At 56.0% G+C, this 17,772-nt stretch carries 15 protein-coding genes and 1 pseudogene; 15 read left to right on the forward strand and 1 reads right to left on the reverse strand.

The window, feature by feature from the left end:
• The first annotated feature begins 62 nt into the window (after positions 1 to 62).
• The 7 genes from FIV03_RS31830 to FIV03_RS07220 all read left to right on the forward strand — a co-directional run bounded on the left by FIV03_RS31830 (position 63) and on the right by FIV03_RS07220 (position 7,400).
• Positions 63 to 566, forward strand: a complete 504-nt coding sequence (locus tag FIV03_RS31830) for a TRAP transporter small permease (protein ID WP_152505202.1) — start codon at positions 63 to 65, stop codon at positions 564 to 566.
• A 26-nt stretch (positions 567 to 592) separates the two neighbouring features.
• Positions 593 to 1,873: a TRAP transporter large permease subunit gene (locus FIV03_RS07195; RefSeq protein WP_286202302.1), complete on the forward strand. Its 1,281-nt coding sequence runs from the start codon at positions 593 to 595 to the stop codon at positions 1,871 to 1,873.
• A gap of 39 nt (positions 1,874 to 1,912) precedes the next feature.
• Entirely contained in the window at positions 1,913 to 3,019 is a 1,107-nt protein-coding gene (dctP, locus tag FIV03_RS07200; RefSeq protein ID WP_173013795.1) for a TRAP transporter substrate-binding protein DctP, read from the forward strand.
• A gap of 67 nt (positions 3,020 to 3,086) precedes the next feature.
• A complete protein-coding gene (locus FIV03_RS07205; RefSeq protein ID WP_152505204.1) occupies positions 3,087 to 3,860 on the forward strand; it encodes a hypothetical protein in 774 nt (257 codons plus the stop codon).
• A gap of 25 nt (positions 3,861 to 3,885) precedes the next feature.
• Positions 3,886 to 5,655: a thiamine pyrophosphate-dependent enzyme gene (locus tag FIV03_RS07210; protein ID WP_152505205.1), complete on the forward strand. Its 1,770-nt coding sequence runs from the start codon at positions 3,886 to 3,888 to the stop codon at positions 5,653 to 5,655.
• Between the two features lie 2 nt (positions 5,656 to 5,657).
• Positions 5,658 to 6,695 (forward strand): 2-hydroxyacid dehydrogenase, encoded by a 1,038-nt coding sequence (locus FIV03_RS07215; RefSeq protein ID WP_152505206.1) that lies wholly within the window; start codon positions 5,658 to 5,660, stop codon positions 6,693 to 6,695.
• A gap of 186 nt (positions 6,696 to 6,881) precedes the next feature.
• On the forward strand, positions 6,882 to 7,400 hold the full coding sequence (locus FIV03_RS07220) for a MarR family transcriptional regulator (protein WP_209009886.1): 519 nt from the start codon (positions 6,882 to 6,884) through the stop codon (positions 7,398 to 7,400).
• A 32-nt stretch (positions 7,401 to 7,432) separates the two neighbouring features.
• On the opposite strand, the pseudogene FIV03_RS31835 reads toward FIV03_RS07220, so the two are convergent.
• A pseudogene (locus tag FIV03_RS31835) lies at positions 7,433 to 7,771 on the reverse strand (IS3 family transposase); the annotation flags it as partial.
• 98 nt (positions 7,772 to 7,869) lie between these two features.
• Between FIV03_RS31835 and FIV03_RS07230 the strand changes: the two are divergent.
• The 8 genes from FIV03_RS07230 (at position 7,870) to FIV03_RS07265 (ending at position 17,768) form a co-directional block, all read left to right on the forward strand.
• Complete coding sequence (locus FIV03_RS07230) at positions 7,870 to 8,859, forward strand: TAXI family TRAP transporter solute-binding subunit (RefSeq protein ID WP_152505207.1); 990 nt, start codon at positions 7,870 to 7,872, stop codon at positions 8,857 to 8,859.
• 213 nt (positions 8,860 to 9,072) lie between these two features.
• Positions 9,073 to 10,923 (forward strand): TRAP transporter fused permease subunit, encoded by a 1,851-nt coding sequence (locus FIV03_RS07235; RefSeq protein WP_152505208.1) that lies wholly within the window; start codon positions 9,073 to 9,075, stop codon positions 10,921 to 10,923.
• A gap of 125 nt (positions 10,924 to 11,048) precedes the next feature.
• Entirely contained in the window at positions 11,049 to 11,603 is a 555-nt protein-coding gene (locus tag FIV03_RS07240; protein ID WP_152505209.1) for a hypothetical protein, read from the forward strand.
• 329 nt (positions 11,604 to 11,932) lie between these two features.
• Positions 11,933 to 13,231 carry a Rieske 2Fe-2S domain-containing protein gene (locus FIV03_RS07245; RefSeq protein WP_286202271.1) on the forward strand — a complete coding sequence of 433 codons (1,299 nt, stop codon included), beginning with the start codon at positions 11,933 to 11,935 and terminating at the stop codon, positions 13,229 to 13,231.
• 147 nt (positions 13,232 to 13,378) lie between these two features.
• On the forward strand, positions 13,379 to 14,551 hold the full coding sequence (locus tag FIV03_RS07250; RefSeq protein WP_152505210.1) for an alpha-hydroxy acid oxidase: 1,173 nt from the start codon (positions 13,379 to 13,381) through the stop codon (positions 14,549 to 14,551).
• A 112-nt stretch (positions 14,552 to 14,663) separates the two neighbouring features.
• Positions 14,664 to 15,602 carry a PDR/VanB family oxidoreductase gene (locus FIV03_RS07255; RefSeq protein ID WP_152505211.1) on the forward strand — a complete coding sequence of 313 codons (939 nt, stop codon included), beginning with the start codon at positions 14,664 to 14,666 and terminating at the stop codon, positions 15,600 to 15,602.
• Positions 15,592 to 16,779, forward strand: a complete 1,188-nt coding sequence (locus tag FIV03_RS07260) for a Gfo/Idh/MocA family oxidoreductase (protein WP_152505212.1) — start codon at positions 15,592 to 15,594, stop codon at positions 16,777 to 16,779. Before FIV03_RS07255 ends, FIV03_RS07260 begins: the two co-directional genes overlap by 11 nt.
• The gene (locus FIV03_RS07265) at positions 16,776 to 17,768 is read left to right on the forward strand and encodes an ABC transporter substrate-binding protein (RefSeq protein WP_173013797.1); all 993 of its coding nucleotides are present in this window, start codon (positions 16,776 to 16,778) and stop codon (positions 17,766 to 17,768) included. Before FIV03_RS07260 ends, FIV03_RS07265 begins: the two co-directional genes overlap by 4 nt.
• Positions 17,769 to 17,772 lie beyond the last annotated feature (4 nt).

The raw sequence follows: 17,772 nt of genomic DNA on the forward strand, positions 1-17,772 counted from the left end.
ATTCTCAATCGTTGTTCGGACGCGCCCTGCAATGTGTGAGCTGGCTTAGCGAGCTCGCAGTCATGATTTCCGGTGTCGTAATGGCGCTGATGGTGGCGCATGTCGTTCTAGACGTAAGCTTGCGCTATGTAATCGGCGTTCCGCTGGCGGGCACGACCGAGATTGTGTCGCGCTATTACATGGTTACGCTGATCTTTTTGCCGATCGCTTTTGTTCAGATCACTGACCAGCACATCAGCGCAAGCCTGATCAGCGATATGTTGTCAACAAGATCGCGCTTTTTGCTCGACTGTCTGACTTCGCTATTGATGGCGGTCTTCGCGATGTTGCTTGCTTGGTGCGCGGGGGCCGAAGCATTGCGCGCAACCGAAATCACCGAACAGATCCAGACACCATCCTATTTTTTGCCGACTTGGCCCGCGCGCTGGATTCCGGTTCTGGCGTTATCGCTGGTCGTTATCGTCTCGGTCCTGAACCTTGTGATGCAGATGGTTCGGTTCATCACCTACGGATCCGCGAAGGCGACCGTTTCTGGAGCCGACAAAGCGAAAGTACTGTCCCAATGACTCCACTGGCCATCGGATTTTGGGGTATGGGGATTGCGCTTGTGCTTGTTGCGCTGCGGGTGCCGATCGGGCTGGCTTTGGGGATTGTGGCATTCGTCGGAATAGCCGCTGTGTCGAGCTGGAGCGCGGCTTTCAGCATTCTGAGCCTGATACCTTACGAAACGGCCGCCAGTTGGGAACTTTCGGCAATCCCGATGTTTCTTCTCATGGGAGCGCTTGCCTTCCGGTCGGGCCTGACAAGCGCTCTTTTCGACGCGGCCAGACTTTGGCTGGGCTGGTTACCCGGCGGGCTTGCCGTGGCCACGAACTTCGCCTGTGCGGGGTTCGCCGCCGCCTCGGGCTCCAGCCTGGCGACGACCCTTACCATGGGCCGAATTGCCTTACCCGAGATGAAGAAAGCCGGATATGACATGGGTCTTGCGACCGGCGTTGTCGCCTCTGCAGGGACCTTAGGATCATTGATCCCGCCCAGCGTCATGATGATCCTGATTGGGGTTTTTGCGCAGACTTCGATACTCAAGCTCTTTGCAGCCGGTATTGCGCCGGGTCTTCTGTCCGCGCTCGCCTTTGCCCTGATGGTTATTCTGCGGGCCAAGCTTCAACCTGATACGGCGCCGCGTATGGTCGAAAAACCGACTCTGCGCGAAAAACTAACCGTCACCGCAGCGATTTGGCCGCTTCCGGTACTGGTCCTCGGCGTGATCGGTGGCATCTACAGCGGCGTCGTCACGGCGACCGAAGCGGGAGCGTTCGGCGCCGCACTGACATTTGTCATTGCGCTACTGAACGGCGCGCTGTCTTGGCCGGTTGTTAAATCCAGTTTCTGGGATGCGCTGGTTGGGACCGCCACCTTGTTCTTCATTGTGCTTGGAGCCGTGCTTCTAACCCGGTTTTTGGCATTTTCCGGGTTGCCGATGTTTCTGGCGCAAATCATGACCGACGCGAATGTCTCGCCGCTCGGGATCATTCTGATCGCCGGCGCCTGTTATCTCGTGCTCGGCATGTTCCTGGACCCACTGGGCCTGCTGTTTCTCACGCTCCCGATAATGCTGCCGATGTTCAAGTCTGTTGGTCTCGACATGACCTTGATGGGCATCTTGATCGTTAAATTTGTAGAGATCGGGCTGATGTCGCCACCGGTCGGGTTGAACGTCTTTGCGGTCAAATCGCTGGTGGGGCCGGATGTGCCGCTGAGTATGATTTATCGCGGAGTTCTGTGGTTCTTGGTCGTTGACCTTCTGGTCATAGGCCTGCTGATCGCATTTCCGGACATAACGCTTTTGTTGCCGAGGCTGATGGGGCTTTGAAAACAGTCGAACAGTAAGTCCAAAATGGGAGGAGGAAGTATGAAGAATAGAGTGATAAAAACTGCCGCAGTCGCAGCTTTTCTAGGGTTGACCTGCAGCGCAAATGCAGATGAACTCAGGTACAACACATTCATGCCGCCGCTGGCCATTGAAGCCGTGCAGGCGCAAGAATTCTTCGATGAACTCGCGGCTGCCACGGACGGTGCCCTCGAAACGCAGGTTTTCGTCGGAGGCCAGATGTTGGGTGGCCAAGCTAGCCTGGGCGGAATTCGCGCCGGCGTCATGGACGCCGGATTTATCGTGCCTACGCTGAATTCCAGCGAAATCCCACATGTTGCAATGCTGCCGGAGCTTCTGCCGTTTGCGGCCAACTTCTGGGCTGCCGCAGGCGCGACCAACGAAACGATGTTGCTGAACTGCGACGAATGCATCGCCGATCTTGAAAAGCAAAACGCGGTCTGGTTGGGAGGGCATGCAGCTTCGCCATGGTATCTGATGTGCGCGCAACCGATTTCTAGCTCGGACGATATTGCCGGGAAGAAAATTCGTGTGACGGGTGGATTTGCTGTGCGCCTCATCAATGCCCTGGGAGCTGTACCTGTGTCGCTGCCGGCGAGTGAAGTCGGGCCTGCTTTGCAGCAGGGCCAGGTCGACTGCGCGGTAGGTAATCTCGCCTGGCTTCAAACGCTGGGTTTGATCGACTCCGTGCGCGGTATCGTCGATCAACCGATCGGAAGCTATCACGGCCTGGGTGAATTCATCTTCAACCGTGATGCTGTTGCAAATCTGGACGAAGCGAACCGCTCGGCGCTGATTTCGGCAATCCCCGGACGGATTGCGAAGATCAGCAAGACCTACGCCGACCAGGAGGCTGCTGCGCGCATGGCGGCCGACGAAAAGGGCGTGGTCTTCTGGAAACCTGATGACGCGTTCAACGAAGCGATGGAAGATTTTCGCGCCAGCGAGCTTGAGGCGGTAGCGAACGACATCGTCAAATTGGGTGGGTCGTCTGACGCCAAGGCGATTGTTCAGCAACATATCGAGACATTGCAGCGCTGGGACGGCCTCGTTCAGGGCGTCGAGGGCGATGTCGATGCATTCACCGCACTGCTGGAAAGAGAAGTCTTCTCCAAGGTCAAGCAATAAATGGCATTGGGTTCGGTGACATCCGTCGTGTCACCGAGCCCGGACAACCCTTGAACCATCTGTACAAATGATGAGCGATAATCGCGATCTCGTAGCGCCGCCCCGGTTGAACAGTCTTGCGTGTGGGTTCCGTTTTGGCGGGCGCGCGCGTTTCGGAGTGATCTTGCCGTCCGGCAACATTGTGGCTGAGGGAGATTTGGCCGCATTGTTACCGCGGGATATCACTTTGCATGTGACGCGCCTGCGACTGACCGGCAGTTCGCGCGAACAACTAAACGCCATGGCAGAAGATGTCGAAACTGCGGCTTCGCTTGTGGGCGATGTCGATCCTGCGGTCGTCGGATTTCATTGTACTGCTGTTTCCACGCTGAGCGAGCAACTGGAGAGAGATATTCTGGCGCGCGCGTGTTCAGCCTCCGGCAGACGGGTCGTCGCTACGTCTGAAGCGATCGTAAGCGCTCTAAATGCACTGACGGCGCGAACGCTGGTCTTGATTACCCCCTATGTCGACCACATCGTCAAAAGCGAAGTCGCATTTCTCAATCGGCATGGATTTGACGTCATCGATGCCCATGGTCTCGGAATAGACCATCCAAGGGATATGGCCGCCTTGCCGCCGGAAGACTGGCTTGCGTTAACGAAAGAACATTACGCCCAAAAAGCCGATGCATATTTTGTCAGCTGCACGGCGATCCGTTCGCTCGAGGTCGTCAGCCTCCTCGAGGAGCAGCTTGGCAAACCCGTGATCACAAGCAATCAGGTCATGGCTTGGCATCTGCTGAGAACAGCCGGGTTCAACGATCAACCACATGGTTTCGGCCATCTGCTGAGCCACCACTGAAACCTCAATAACATGGACTTATCGCATGACTGATCAAAGACCTTCGGGAGTTGAACGGCCGGTTGCCTCTGACAGCGACGGAGTTTGGGGGAGCGACGTTTTTGCGGAGATGCTTAGGGGTCTTCGCGTTAAATACGTCACCCTTAATCCAGGATCGAGCTTTCGTGGGCTACATGACAGCCTGGTGAACCACCTGGGCAACGAAGACCCACAGATGTTGCTTTGCCTGCATGAGGAACATGCAGTGGCAATCGCGCACGGATATGCCAAGGTTACAGGTGAACCTCTTGCTGTGATCCTGCACAGCAATGTCGGGCTGATGCATGGAACGATGGCAATTTTCAACGCCTGGTGCGACCGCGTGCCTGTGTTGATCTACGGTGCGACCGGACCTGTGGATGCGGCGTTGCGCCGTCCATGGATCGACTGGTTGCATACCTGCCGCGACCAGGCTTCAATGATACGCAACTATGTGAAATGGGATGACCAGCCTGCTTCGATGGAGGCAGCGATCGAATCCATGCTGAGGGCAAATCTGATTGCCCGGGCGGAACCGCACGGCCCGACTTATGTAAATTTTGATGTGTCGATCCAGGAAAAACAGCATGCCGAAGCGCCGGCATTGCCCGACTTTTCGCGTTACCGGTCGCCACTGCCGGCGGACCCTTCCGCTGAGGGGGTGGCGCGTGCCGCCGAGTTGCTGAAAAACGCCAAAAATCCGGTTGTCCTGGCGGGGCGGGTGTCGCGCGATCCGGCTGACTGGGCGCGGCGTGTGGCATTGGTCGAAGCTTTGGGAGCGAAGGTTCTGACCGACATCCGGATCGGCGCTTCTTTCCCGACGAACCATTCTCTGCACCGTGGCAAACCTGCATTCTTTATCGACGATGCGGCGGGCGAAGTTCTGCGGGAAGCCGATGTGATCCTCAGCCTCGACTGGCTTGACGTTGCCGGAACGCTCAAGCTGGCAGGCAAGGTTGAAGCCAAGATTATCCAGGCCTCTCTCGATTATCAGTTGCACAATGGCTGGGGCATGGAGCATCAGGGGCTGTCGGCACTCGATCTCCACCTGGCCAGTTCGCCGGACCGCGCGATGCATGCCATTGCGGATTTGCTGGGTGTTGGCGCTGGCGACGAGCCCGAAAACCTGCCGGTGAAACCCGCCCTGAATGCTCCCGCTCCGGAAGCGCCGCTGGATATCATGACGCTGGCCGGGGCACTTGGCGAAGGGCTGGACGGGATTTGCGCCAGCATGGTGCGCTTGCCGCTCGGTTGGGCGGGCGAGGCGTGGCATTTCCGCCACCCACTCGATTTCCTTGGCTCCGATGGCGGTGCCGGGATCGGCTCCGGTCCGGGTATGCTGATCGGTGCCGCGCTGGCATTGAAAGGCAGCGAGCGTATGCCGGTCGCGGTTCTCGGGGATGGCGACTTCATGATGGCGGCCTCGGCGTTCTGGACCGCAGCGCACTATGGAGCACCGTTTCTGGCGGTGGTGTCGAACAACCGCTCTTTCTACAATGACGAGGTTCACCAGGAGCGTGTTGCTGTCGCTCGCAACCGTCCGGTGGAGAACAAGTGGATCGGTCAGCGTATCGGCGATCCGGACATCGACATCGCAGGCGTTGCTCGTGCACAGGGATGCGAGGGGATCGGGCCTGTCTTTACCGCGGGCGAACTGGTCGAAGCGGTCAAGAAAGGCATCGAGTTGGTTCGTGAAGGCAAGAGCGTTGTGATCGATGCGCGCGTTCAGCCTGGTTACAACCCCAACATGGTTGCTGGCCTGACCCGGAGCGAATGAAGATGAAACCCAAGATCTATATAGCACAGGATCCTGTGCTCGCGGACGTACTCGAAAGCGCTTCGACCAAGCTTTCCGATCTTGGCTGGGATGTGGTGCGGGGGCCGGCAATAGTTCCAGGCGTGCCTTTACGCCTGTCTGCAGAGCAGCGGCAGACACTATTGTCGGACGTGGATATCATCGTGGCCAGCTCCCGCTCTCGGCTCAGCGAAGAAGATCTCGACGCGTCTTCGCGCTTGCGGGCGCTGGTGTTTCCCACGATCGGGGTCGACGCGGTCGATCTCGAGGCCTGCGGAATGCGCGGGCTAATCGTGGGGAACGGAGCGACCCCCGAGAATTTTCTCGCGATGTCCGAGGCAACCGTGATGCTGATGCTCGTGCTTCTCTACAAGCTGCACACATCTGAGCGTCTCTTGCATGAAAACGCCAAACGTCCGCAGCAGATGTATGCCCGTATGCTGCGCGGCAGGACTGTCGGGTTAATTGGTTCGGGCCGGATCGGCGGCGGGGTGATCGACCGCCTCCGGGCATTCGAACCGGCTGAGATCTTGGTTCACGATCCCTTCCTGACGCCGGAGACCGCACCTGAAGGCGTATGTCTGGTCGATCGCGACGCGTTACTGGTGCAGTCCGACGTGATCAGCCTGCATGTGCCTCTCAATGCACAAACTCGCGGAATGATCGGGGAGGCCGAACTGCGGAAAATGAAACGTGACGCGATCCTGGTGAACACATCCCGTGGCGGACTGATCGACGAAGACGCTTTGGTCGAGGTCATGTCCGAAGGTCATCTTTCGGGAGTTGGCCTCGATGTGACTGAGACCGAACCGCTACCGGCGGATCACCCGCTGCGCGGGCTTGATCGTGTCGTCCTTACGCCGCACATCCTGGGTCATACGATCGATCTTTATTCGATCATGCCGGAGGTTCTGGTGGAAAACGCCACCCGCCTCATGGATGGCGATCTGCCGAAATACACCCGCAATCTCGAAGTCGAACCTGCTTGGAGAGAGCGGTTGGCGAACATGCAGGAGGGTTGACGTGAACTGGCCGGACTTCGCTTGATGCTTGATGAGAGTCCGCTCCATGTAAACTGCAAACCCCGAGGCGATCTCCCTGCGAAAAAGAGCACCCGGCTGTGCAGCAATGCAGTTTGTTGTGCTGTAAGTGGCTGCGGTGCTTTTCAGGGACTTGGCAATAGCTCGTCGTGCTGATCTTATGAGGCCATGAGCGAGCAAATTGAGTATAGCGCGGCAGATGAGGCGGGCGTTGAACGTATAGCGAGGCTGGTGCGCCTGGCTGCGCGCGGTTTCAACCGTTCTCTTCAGATCCGCCTTCAAACCCAAAATGTTACCTTCGGGCAGTGGATATTCCTCCGCATTCTCTGGCAAGAGGACGGGCTGTCTCAACGCGAACTGAGCGATAGAGCGCACCTCACGGAACCGACCGCACATACCGCACTCATTCGCATGGAGGAACTGGGCTACATTGTTCGGCGCAATGTCGAGGGCAATAAACGTCGTCTGCATGCGTTCCTGACCGCGAAAGGTTGGGAACTTCGTGAACTGCTTGAACCGCTTGCGCTCGAAGCCAATGATATCGCCCTTTCCAGCCTCACGAAGGACGAGCAAACCACGTTGCGAAAAGCGCTGACTGTCATGATCCGAAATCTTGAGGAAGATGAACGACGTGCCGCATCGCGTGGGGTTCGGGTGCCGCCAACCAAGGGCCACGCTTCCTCTTAGCCATCGTAGGCCAGTGAGCCGACAGCATTGTCGAACGGGCGGTTCATACGGTCGAGCGGGTTTGGCGCGGACTTGTCCGGAAACGTCGTTTTGAGCCGCTTGCCCCGAATGTTCCCCTGAAGCCCCATGACCCTCATAAGCCTGGCCACGTGAAACGGGCGATATCGAAGCCCTCCCGCTGCAATTGCCGCCGGATCTTGCGCGTACCATAGACGCGGAAGTTTTCCTCGAAGACACGGCGCCTCGATCTTCAGAGCGATACCGCGGCGGGGGCGGACCGAAAGCCGCTCCGCGCCCTGTCGCTTGGCGACATTCTCGTGACGAGCCGATGGGGCAATCGGCAGAACTCTGCAAATCGGCTCCACCCAAAAACCCTGATCTTAGTTGACTAAGATCAGGCAATCCATTATGCCTATATAACATAGATATCTAACATTAGATGTCTATGAGGATGGAGAGGGAGGAACCTGTGAAAAAGAGTTTTAAAGCCGTTATTGCGGCCATCGGAATGTGTGCAATTGCAGGCAGCGCAGTTGCGGAAAGCGTCACCGTCACACTTTCGGGAGGAAACCCGTCCGGTCTTTGGTCTCTGCTTGGTGCTGGCATTGACCGAGCAGTTAAGGCTGACGATCCCAGTGGTGTCGTTACATACCAAGCAACCGGAGGCGGGTTTGCAAACATTGCTTTGCTGGGCGCAGGTCGGACGGACTTAGGTTTGGCCCACGACGCCGAGATCAAGTTGGCGCTCGCCGGGGAAGAGCCGTTCAAGGCACCCATCAACAATATTCAGGCCATCGGGTATATGTACAATTGGGCGCCGATGCATTTTTTTCTTAGAAAATCCATTGCCGATGAATACGGGATCGACAGTATTGACGATCTGGCGAAATCAGGTGCGGCTATACGCGTCGCGAACAACAATGCGGGCAACATCGTGGCCAATATCACGACGTTCATGCTCGAAGAAGCCGGCTATGATGAGGCTACTATCGAAGCGAACGGCGGAGTTCTGGTTCGGGGCGGCTCTGCACAGCAAGCGGACCTGATAACCGACGGTCGGACCGACATGGTTATTAACGGCATCTTTGTGGGACATTCGTCGTTCCGGAAAGTTGACAAAAGTAATGAAGTTGTACTTCTGAGTGTTCCCCAGGAAATCATTGAGAAGACGAACGCAAAATTTGGAACGGGAACCTATACAATTCCCGGCGAAAGTTACGCCAACCAATCTGATGACGTTGTTACGGTCGCGCTGGGTGCAATGGTGATCACGACCGAGAGCCTGCCCGAAGAAACCGGCTATATGCTCGCAAAAGATATCGCAGAAAACATCGATGAAATTCGCGGTGTGCACAACGCGATGAAGCAGTTGACGCCAGAACTGCTTGTTTCTCAGACCACACTTCCGTTCCATGCCGGTGCAAAGCGCGCTTACATGGAATTGGGTCTTATTAAGTAACACCTTTCAGACAATGCAGCCGGCCCGCAAAAGCAACAGCGCGCTGGCTGCATACTGCTGCCAAGTGCATTGCTGCGGACTTTGCATGTGTAAACACAGGCAAGGCACGTTCAGTGCAGGCAATTTACTTTCAAACAACAAACGTGAAACGGTGTAGGCATGGACTTCCCTTCGCTGACTGAAACAGGCCGCCGTAGAAAACTCGCGCCTACCATGAGTACCGTTGTCAAGGTACTGTCGGCGGCCTTCGCCATATGGGTAGTTCATTCAAATCTGTTCATTATCGCTGACCCGCTTATTCAGGGTATTCTCTTTATTTCGGGGATATTCACCATTCTTTTTCTGGCGATTGGAGCGACCTCCAGAGCGCCGGACCGGATTCCTTTCTACGACTGGATTCTAGCGGCTCTCAGTCTTGCTTGCGGCGTCTATTTCTTCATGACTTCGGGAGCGATAGCGAACCGGATAAGCATTCTGGATGAGTTCACGATTGATCAGTTGTTCTTCGGTTCCTCGCTCCTGTTTCTGACGCTCGAAGCGACCCGGCGTACTACCGGCTTGGGGCTCACCGGGGTTGTCTTGCTCTTTCTGTTCTACAATCTTTTTGGCTATCTGCTGCCACCTCCGTTCGGTCATCGGGTTAGTGAGTTTACATATCTGCTCGATATCCTCGTTTTTACGACCGACGGCTTGTTTGGCGTTCCGATTCAGGTGGTGGCGAGCTACGTTTTCCTTTTCGTGATGTTCGGAACATTTCTGTCAAAGGCAGGAGGCGGCGATTTCTTCTTTAACCTTGCGGCTCTGGTCACCGGGCGCGCAAGAGGAGGACCTGCCAAGATCGCGATCATCTCGTCTGGATTATATGGAACGATGTCCGGCAGCCCCACTTCCGATGTCGTCGCAACCGGTTCGATCACTATCCCTGTGATGAAACGGCTTGGATATCGCGCCCGATTTGCAGGAGCGGTGGAGGTCGCAGCATCCACCGGTGGTAGCGCGATGCCCCCGATCATGGGGTCAGCGGCGTTCATCATGGCCGAATACTCGGGGATTTCCTATAACTCGATTGTGCTCGCGGCCCTGATACCAGCTTTGCTTTATTATACCGGCGTTTTCGCCCAGGTGCACTTGCGCTCGGTCAAATACGACCTGCGGCCGTCGGAAGACGAGGTTCCGACCGCTACGGAAACGTTCAAAACCGGCTGGGTCTTTTTGCTGCCTATCATCGGTATTATCGTTGCGCTGATACTCGGTTATTCACCGACGTTTACGGCTGGTGTCGGCGTCCTTGTCACGATTGTCGCTTCATTGATCCTGAAAGAAACGCGGCTTTCGCCTTGGCAAATCGTGGAAGGTCTTGGAACAACCACTCTGCAGATCTTGCCGGTTGCCGGTGCATGTGCTGCTGCGGGCCTGGTTATTGGCGGATTGTCCATGACCGGCCTTGGGATGAAATCAGCGAATGTGATTCTAACCGTTAGCGATGCGCAGCCAATACTGACGCTCGTGATTGCCGCAACCGTCACGATCGTTCTCGGTCTGGGGATGCCGACCCCGAGCGCCTATATTCTGGCGGCCGTGCTCGTGGGACCGGCGCTATCCAAGCTCGGCTTCCCGATCCTTCCGAGCCAAATGTTCTTGCTCTACTATGCGATCTTGTCTGCACTAACTCCTCCGATCGCTGTTGCAGCCATTGCCGCGTCTGCGATCGCCGACGAGGATCCCTTCAAAATTGCCTTCTCGGCCGTAAGGCTTGCAATCGTTGGATTTTTGTTACCTTTCGCCTTCGTCTGGAATCCGGGAATACTTCTGGAGCTCGGGCCTTTGGCAAACACTCTCGCAGTGGTCGGGGCGTTCTTCGGCGCGTTCGCCATCGCAGCCTCGATAGAGGGATTGATCAAGACCGAACTGCTCACCTGGGAAAGAGTCCTTCTAACGGTTGCGGCGGTGGGGGCTGTAAGCCCTTATCCCGTCGTATCCGGCTTGTGCATCTTGCTGATTGCCGGGTTGATCGTACGACAGTTCGTGTTTTCTGCGAGGGTGAGAAACGTCGAAAATCCTTAGTCCCGGTCGACGTGCGAATGGAATATGGAAAACATTCACTCGACCGGACGGCACCTGCGTTTTGAAGAATTACGATCAGTTCGACCGCTTGATTGGACTTGCTGATACCAACGGGTGGTCTACACATGTCAAAAATTCAGGCAGGTCAACCGGCACCGGTAGGCAACGGGTCGGGCTTGATACTTACAATTACAGCTCTGCCGGAAGATCTGACGCGCGTAACGCAAGCTATTCATGATTTAACCGTCGATATCGTTTCTGCGGACAGGAACGCGGAGAGCAGCGGGCAAATGCGAAGCGCCCATGGTGGCGAAGTTTTATTTTCCTTGAGTTTCGACGTCAGCCAGCTCAAATCAGATGGTCGGGATTTGCCCGGCTACATCGGTCGAGAACTCCGACACCAACTGAGCAATTCTTCCGCAAAGATTCGCTGCGACGCTGTCGTCAACGAGCCGATTGAGGATGTGCAAAAGCAACCGCTTTTTTGGAAACGCTGGGTGGTCAGTATGCTAGGTGTCTATCCGTTGCTGATCATAATATACCACGCGTTAAAGCCGCTAACCGAAAACGTATCTGCACCGATTTCTTTGTTTTTGGTGGCATTCGTTCTGACAGGTTTGAATACGCGTTACGTAATGCCGTTGCTCATGAGAAAAATGCATTCGTGGTTGGAACTCTAGCAAGATTTTTCTCAAAAGGCGCAAATAGATCGTGCATCGGCCATGAACCTTTCACGCTTAGGTCAGTTGCCGGAACCTCCCATAAAAGCATCGCACGATGCTCTGAATTCATAGAGTTTTCATCTCCAACAACAGCCGTTGTGCGGCCTTCGCGTTGGACGAGGGGAGGCCGGATTTCACGGCAGCGGGAAACTCCGAAGTCAGGGTTTCGGGATCCTGCAATAGCAGGCGAAAAAATTCTGCCCTCCAGTTGACAGCTTAAACTTAGAAAGCTAAGAATACTGGAGAAGCCATAAGCCGCCCGATGGTGTTTTTTAACGTGGCGGTCCGTGGAGGAGGGAGATCAAATGCTTACACCCGAAGAGAATGAACTGCTGACCCGTGTGACCGGCGACGCCCCGATGGCGCGGCTGATGCGTCAGCATTGGACTCCTGTTTGCCTGATCGAAGAGGTGGAAGAGCCGGACGGCAAGCCGCTTCGCGTTGAAGTTCTCGGCGAAAGCTATGTGGCATTTCGCGATTCAAAGGGGCGCTTGGGCCTGTTGGATGAGCTTTGCCCGCACCGCAAGGCTTCGCTGGTCTTTGGCCGAAATGAGGAATGCGGGCTTCGCTGCCTCTATCATGGCTGGAAAATGGACGTTGACGGCAACGTTGTCGCTATGTCGTCGGAGCCGGAAGGCAGTCCTCTGATGGACAAGGTGAAGCACCGTTCCTACCCCGTTCGCGAGTGGGGCGGTTTCGTCTGGGCTTGGCTTGGCGACAAAGACGAAATGCCGGAGTTTCAACCGCCGGCATTTGCACCGCGCGCGGATTCTCCGATCGCAATCCTAAAGATCCGAATCCCCGCGAATTGGGCGCAGATCCACGAAGGCCAGATCGACAGCGCGCACTCGTCTTCGCTGCATTCATCTGACATGGTTCCAGCCAAAGTCGAAGGTGCGGCGGCGGACGAAAAGTCATGGTATCGGCCCTCGACCGACAAATCGCCTCGCATGCAAACGGAAACGACAAGTTATGGGTTTCACTATGCCGCGATCCGTACTCCCATCAAGAACGCGGCTACGCACAATTACATTCGGGTTACCGAATTCGTTGCGCCCTACTACTCGCTGATACCGCCCAACAACAATTACAGGGTGGCCGCGGTGATTGTGCCAATCAATGATGAGGAAACCGCTTTCCACTTCATTGCTTGGGATGGGCCGAACGTCCCGACAACGGACGAGTGGCGCCGGTTCACGCATGCGGTGCCGGGTGTGGATGTCGATGACAAATGGCGTTGCCTGCGCACCTTGGACAACGATTTCCTTCAGGATCGTGATGCGATGAAGGAAGGCAATTTTACTGGTATCAAGGGCATTCCCAACCAGGATATTGCGATGTGGGTGTCGATGGGCGCGCGCGTCCAGCGCCACACCGATGTCCTCGGTGCGTCAGACCTGGCCATTGTCGAATTCCGCCGCCTGATGGCGGATGCGGCTAAAAAAGTAGCCGAAGGTGGTCAGGCAATCGGAACGGATTCCGAGATCCCGCAGGTTTTGATCAACTCCCACGAGGGGGTTTACCCGAAAGAAACCGACTGGCGAACACTTCTCAACACTTCGGGAAAAACAGTCGCTGCAGAATAGGTTCTGCTGAAATTTCCTCCCGGATCCGCCTGAGGCCGCACGCGGTCTTGGGTGGTTCTTTCGTGAGCGGAGGGGGCGATGTGTCGTCGCTGCAAGGGTGTAATCTTGGGGTGTCGCGGGCTGTGGCAAAGCAAATCGGCAAGTAAGATGAGCCAACCCATCAACATTGACGACTTGCGACGATTGGCCCGCATTCGCTTGCCACGGGTGGTGTTCGATTTTCTTGACGGCGGGGCTGAAGACGAAGTTACTCTGCAGAGAAACAGGCAGGCATATGAGGATATTCAGTTAAGACCCAAAATTCTTAACGGTGGCATGGTCGATCTTTCGGTCAATCTATTTGGCCAAAAATTCTCTGCACCTTTCATTATTGGCCCGACGGGTTTGAACGGGATCTATTGGCCGAAAGGGGATTTGCATCTGGCAAGTGCCGCCCAAGGTGCGGGTGTCGGTTTCGCGGTTTCCACGGCGTCCAACACATCAATGGAAGCGATTGCACAACAAACGGATAGTCCTCTTTGGTTCCAGCTTTATCCGTGGGGAAAACCGGGCTTTTCCGAGGCGCTCATAGAGCGTGCCGCCAATGCCGGCTATGCGGCGCTGATTGTCACGGTCGACTCTTTGGTTGGGGGAAAACGCGAGCGTGATTTACGGCACGGTTTCTCACATGAAATCAAAATGAGCGCTCCCGTAATCCTGGACGGGCTGATGCATCCTAGATGGCTGGGTTCGGTTTGGCTTGGCAGAAACAGGCCACGATTACAGAATCTTGTGGCGTTCCTGGGGGAGGGGGTAAGCGACGCAGCGCTGGCGGATTTCACCCGTTCCCAACGGAATCCTCATTTTTCCTGGGACGATGTTCGGCGTATTCGCAAACAATGGAACGGACCGCTGCTGATCAAAGGCATAATGTGCGGGGAGGACGCGTTACGCGCCTGCAAGGAGGGCGCTGATGGAGTCATCGTGTCAAATCACGGGGGTCGCCAACTCGATGGTGCGCCCGCGACCATCGAAGTCATTGAGGACATTGCCGGACAACTAGACCGCGATGCAACCGTTCTGCTGGACGGCGGCATTCGGCGGGGCAGCGATATCGTAAAGGCGCTTGCTTTGGGGGCACACGGCGTACTTCTCGGCCGGGCGACATTATACGGCCTGGCGGCCGGTGGCCGCGATGGGGCGGCGCAAGCCCTGTCGATACTGGAGGACGAAGTGCGCAGAACACTGATTTTCATTGGCTGCAAATCGGTTCAACAGCTCGGACAGCATCATATCGCGGGTAGAAGAAACGCCGCGGCACTGCCTGGACGGAATACTTAAGCAACTCGTTAGGCCACGGAAAATACGTAACGTTTCAGCAGATTGCCAAGCGGTTGACTTCAATAACTTAGCTATCTAATAAATTCTATCGCGATCCGACTGGGAGGAATTCATGCAGCAAATGAGAATGCGAGTCGCAAGTAGAATCGTTTTGACACCGAGCATCGTGGAATTCACGTTGGTTCCGGTCGGCGACTGTAAGCTTCCCAGTTTCGATCCAGGTGCGCATATCACAGTCGAAACGCCGTCAGGTGCCATGCGCCGTTACTCGCTCGTGAACGACGGTTTCGAGCCGACTGAATACGTCGTTGCCATCAAACGTGAGCCGCAATCTCGAGGCGGATCCGCGTCGATGCATGACGATGCGCATGTTGGTTCCGAGCTGAATATTGAGCCGCCGGAGAACGATTTCCCCCTGACGGATGTTCAGAAGTATCTACTGATAGCAGGCGGCATTGGTATTACGCCGATTTATTCCATGGCGCGATATCTCGACAAAAAAGGCAAAGCGCTACGCATCATATACGTCACTCGAAGCGCAGAAGAGGCTGCCTATCTTGCGGAGCTGAACGAAGCCTTCGAGGGCAGGATCATAGTTCATCATGACAACGGCGATCCTGACGCGGTTTATGATTTCTGGGACGATCTAGTCACGCCAAGAGCAACACATGTCTTTTGCTGTGGACCAAAGCCTTTAATGGACGAGATCAAGGCAGTTTCCGGCCATTGGCCGGAGGGGCGGATCCATTTTGAGGACTTTAAACCGGTCGATGTGGTGCGTCAGGACGACGTCGCCTTCGAAGTGGAACTGAAAAAGAGCGGGGAAACAGTCACCGTTCCTAAAGATCGCTCAATCTTGGAAGCGCTTCGGGATGCCGGTTTTGCGACGAGCAGTTCATGTGAAAGCGGAACATGTGGAACGTGCAAGACCCGTCTCCTGGTGGGGGAAGCCGATCATCGCGACATGGTTTTGATGGACGAGGAAAAAGGCGATTACATCATGATCTGCGTGTCGCGGGCGAAATCGGGGAGGCTGGTTCTTGACCTGTGATCCGGTTCGCCTCGGCGTCGCTGGCCTTGGGCGTGCGTTCATGCTCATGGTGCCGACGTTCGATGTCGATTCCCGTGTAAAGCTCATCGCTGCCGCCGCTCCCAGAGAGCAAAGCCGTGCCGCCTTCGAAACAGAATATGGCGGCAAGAGTTATGAGACCGTTGAAGCGTTATGCGCCGATCCGTCTGTCGAAGCGATTTACATCGCCACCCCTCATCAGATGCATGTGGACCATGTCCTGGCGGCGGCGAGTGCCGGTAAGCATGTTCTTGTCGAAAAACCGTTGGCGATCTCCATGGCAGATGCCGAAAAAATGATAACCGCCACGCGCAAGGCAGGTGTGCATTTGATCGTTGGTCCCAGTCACAGTTTCGACCCTCCTGTTGAGCTTGCCGCGCAGCTGATTGAAAGCGGTGAATTTGGTCGACTGCGTATGATCCAGGCGCTGAACTATACCGATTTTCTCTATCGGCCGCGACGACCTGAAGAACTGCGCACGGAAGAGGGGGGAGGCGTTCTCTTCAGTCAGGCAATTCACCAAATCGATGTCGTCCGGAGACTGGCTGGCGGGATAGCCGAAAAGATCTATGCAATGACCGGAGCTTGGGATTCCAAGCGACCGACCGAAGGCGCGTTCAGCGCGCTCATGACCTTCGAGACAGGTTGCATCGCCAATTTGACCTATTCAGGTTATGCCCATTTCGACAGCGATATCTGGATGAATAATGTCGGTGAGTTGGGGCAACCCAAGACCCCCGGATCATATGGAGGGGCGCGCCGAGCCCTGATGGACCTTACGCCAGAAGACGAGGTTCGCCTTAAGACGACCCGAACTTTTGGCAATGGAACGACGATCCAAGCCAAACACAACGAACATTTCGGTCCGGTGATCGCCCTTTGCGATCGAGCGGATCTTAAACTGATGCCGGACGGTATCGAGGTCTTTGGCGATACCAGGCGTAGCTTCATTGAAGCGCAATTCGGTCCTGCTCCGCGCAGAACGGTCATTGATGCGCTGGTCGCGGCAGTTCGAGAGGATGCCCCCCCCGTCCAGAGCGGGGAGTGGGGATTGGCGAGCCTTGAGGTTTGCCATGCAATTCTACGCTCTGCCAGATCCGGCCAGCCGGTCGAACTTCAGCATCAACGCAACACAAAACATCGAAAGCCGACAGGATGAGCAATCTGAAACTTTCTCTTGCAATGGGAAACTATGACCGGACGCGTGCGATCGTGGATGGCCGAGTGCAAATCGACGGGGTCGACCCCATTCCGATGCTGCTGTCGCCGGAGGAGATGTTCTTCCGTGCCTTCCGGCATCATGCGTTCGATATCAGCGAGCTTTCGCTGTCGTCCTATTCGATCTCCGTTGCCAGGGGCGATCCGCATTATGTTGCGATCCCTGTTTTCCTGAGCCGTGCCTTCCGGCACACGTCGGTTTATATCCGGACGGACAAGGGTATAGAAAAGCCCGGTGACCTGAAGGGGAAGCGCATTGGCATTGCCGAATACCAGCTTTCCGCCAATGTGTGGGTGCGTGGTATTCTCGAAGAAGAACACGGCGTGAAGCCGTCCGATATCATCTGGGTGCGAGGCGGGATGGACACGCCCGGCCGGCCTGAGAAGATCAAGGTTCAGTTGCCGGACGATATCGTGATGGAGGAGGCGCCGGAGGGCAGCACCTTGAACGGCATGCTCGCGGCGGGCGAGATCGACGGTTTCGTCGGGCCGCGATGGCCTCGTTGCTTCTCCGAAGGTCATCCACATGTCGGGCGCTTGTTTTCCGACAGTATCTCCGCGGCTGAAGCCTATTTCCAACGTACTCGGATCTTCCCGATCATGCATGTTCTGGGAGTACGGCGAAGCTTGGCGGAGGAATATCCATTCCTGCCGGCTGCCTTGCTCAAGGCTTTCACCCAGTCAAAGCGGCTGGCGGAAGACGCGCTTTCGGACACCTCCGCGACCAAAGTTACGATGCCGTTCGTCGAGGATAACCTGAACCGCGTTCACACCCTGATGGGGAACGATCCCTGGAGTTACGGCGTTGCCGAGAACTCCCATGTCCTGAACCGGTTTCTCGATTATCACGCAAGCCAAGGGCTTTCGCCACGCCGGGTCGAGATCGAGGAGCTGTTTCATCCTTCGACGTTGGAAGCTTACAGCCTTTAGCGGG

Origin of the sequence: Labrenzia sp. THAF187b, from assembly GCF_009363375.1 — a bacterium.
Lineage (GTDB): Bacteria > Pseudomonadota > Alphaproteobacteria > Rhizobiales > Stappiaceae > Roseibium > Roseibium algicola.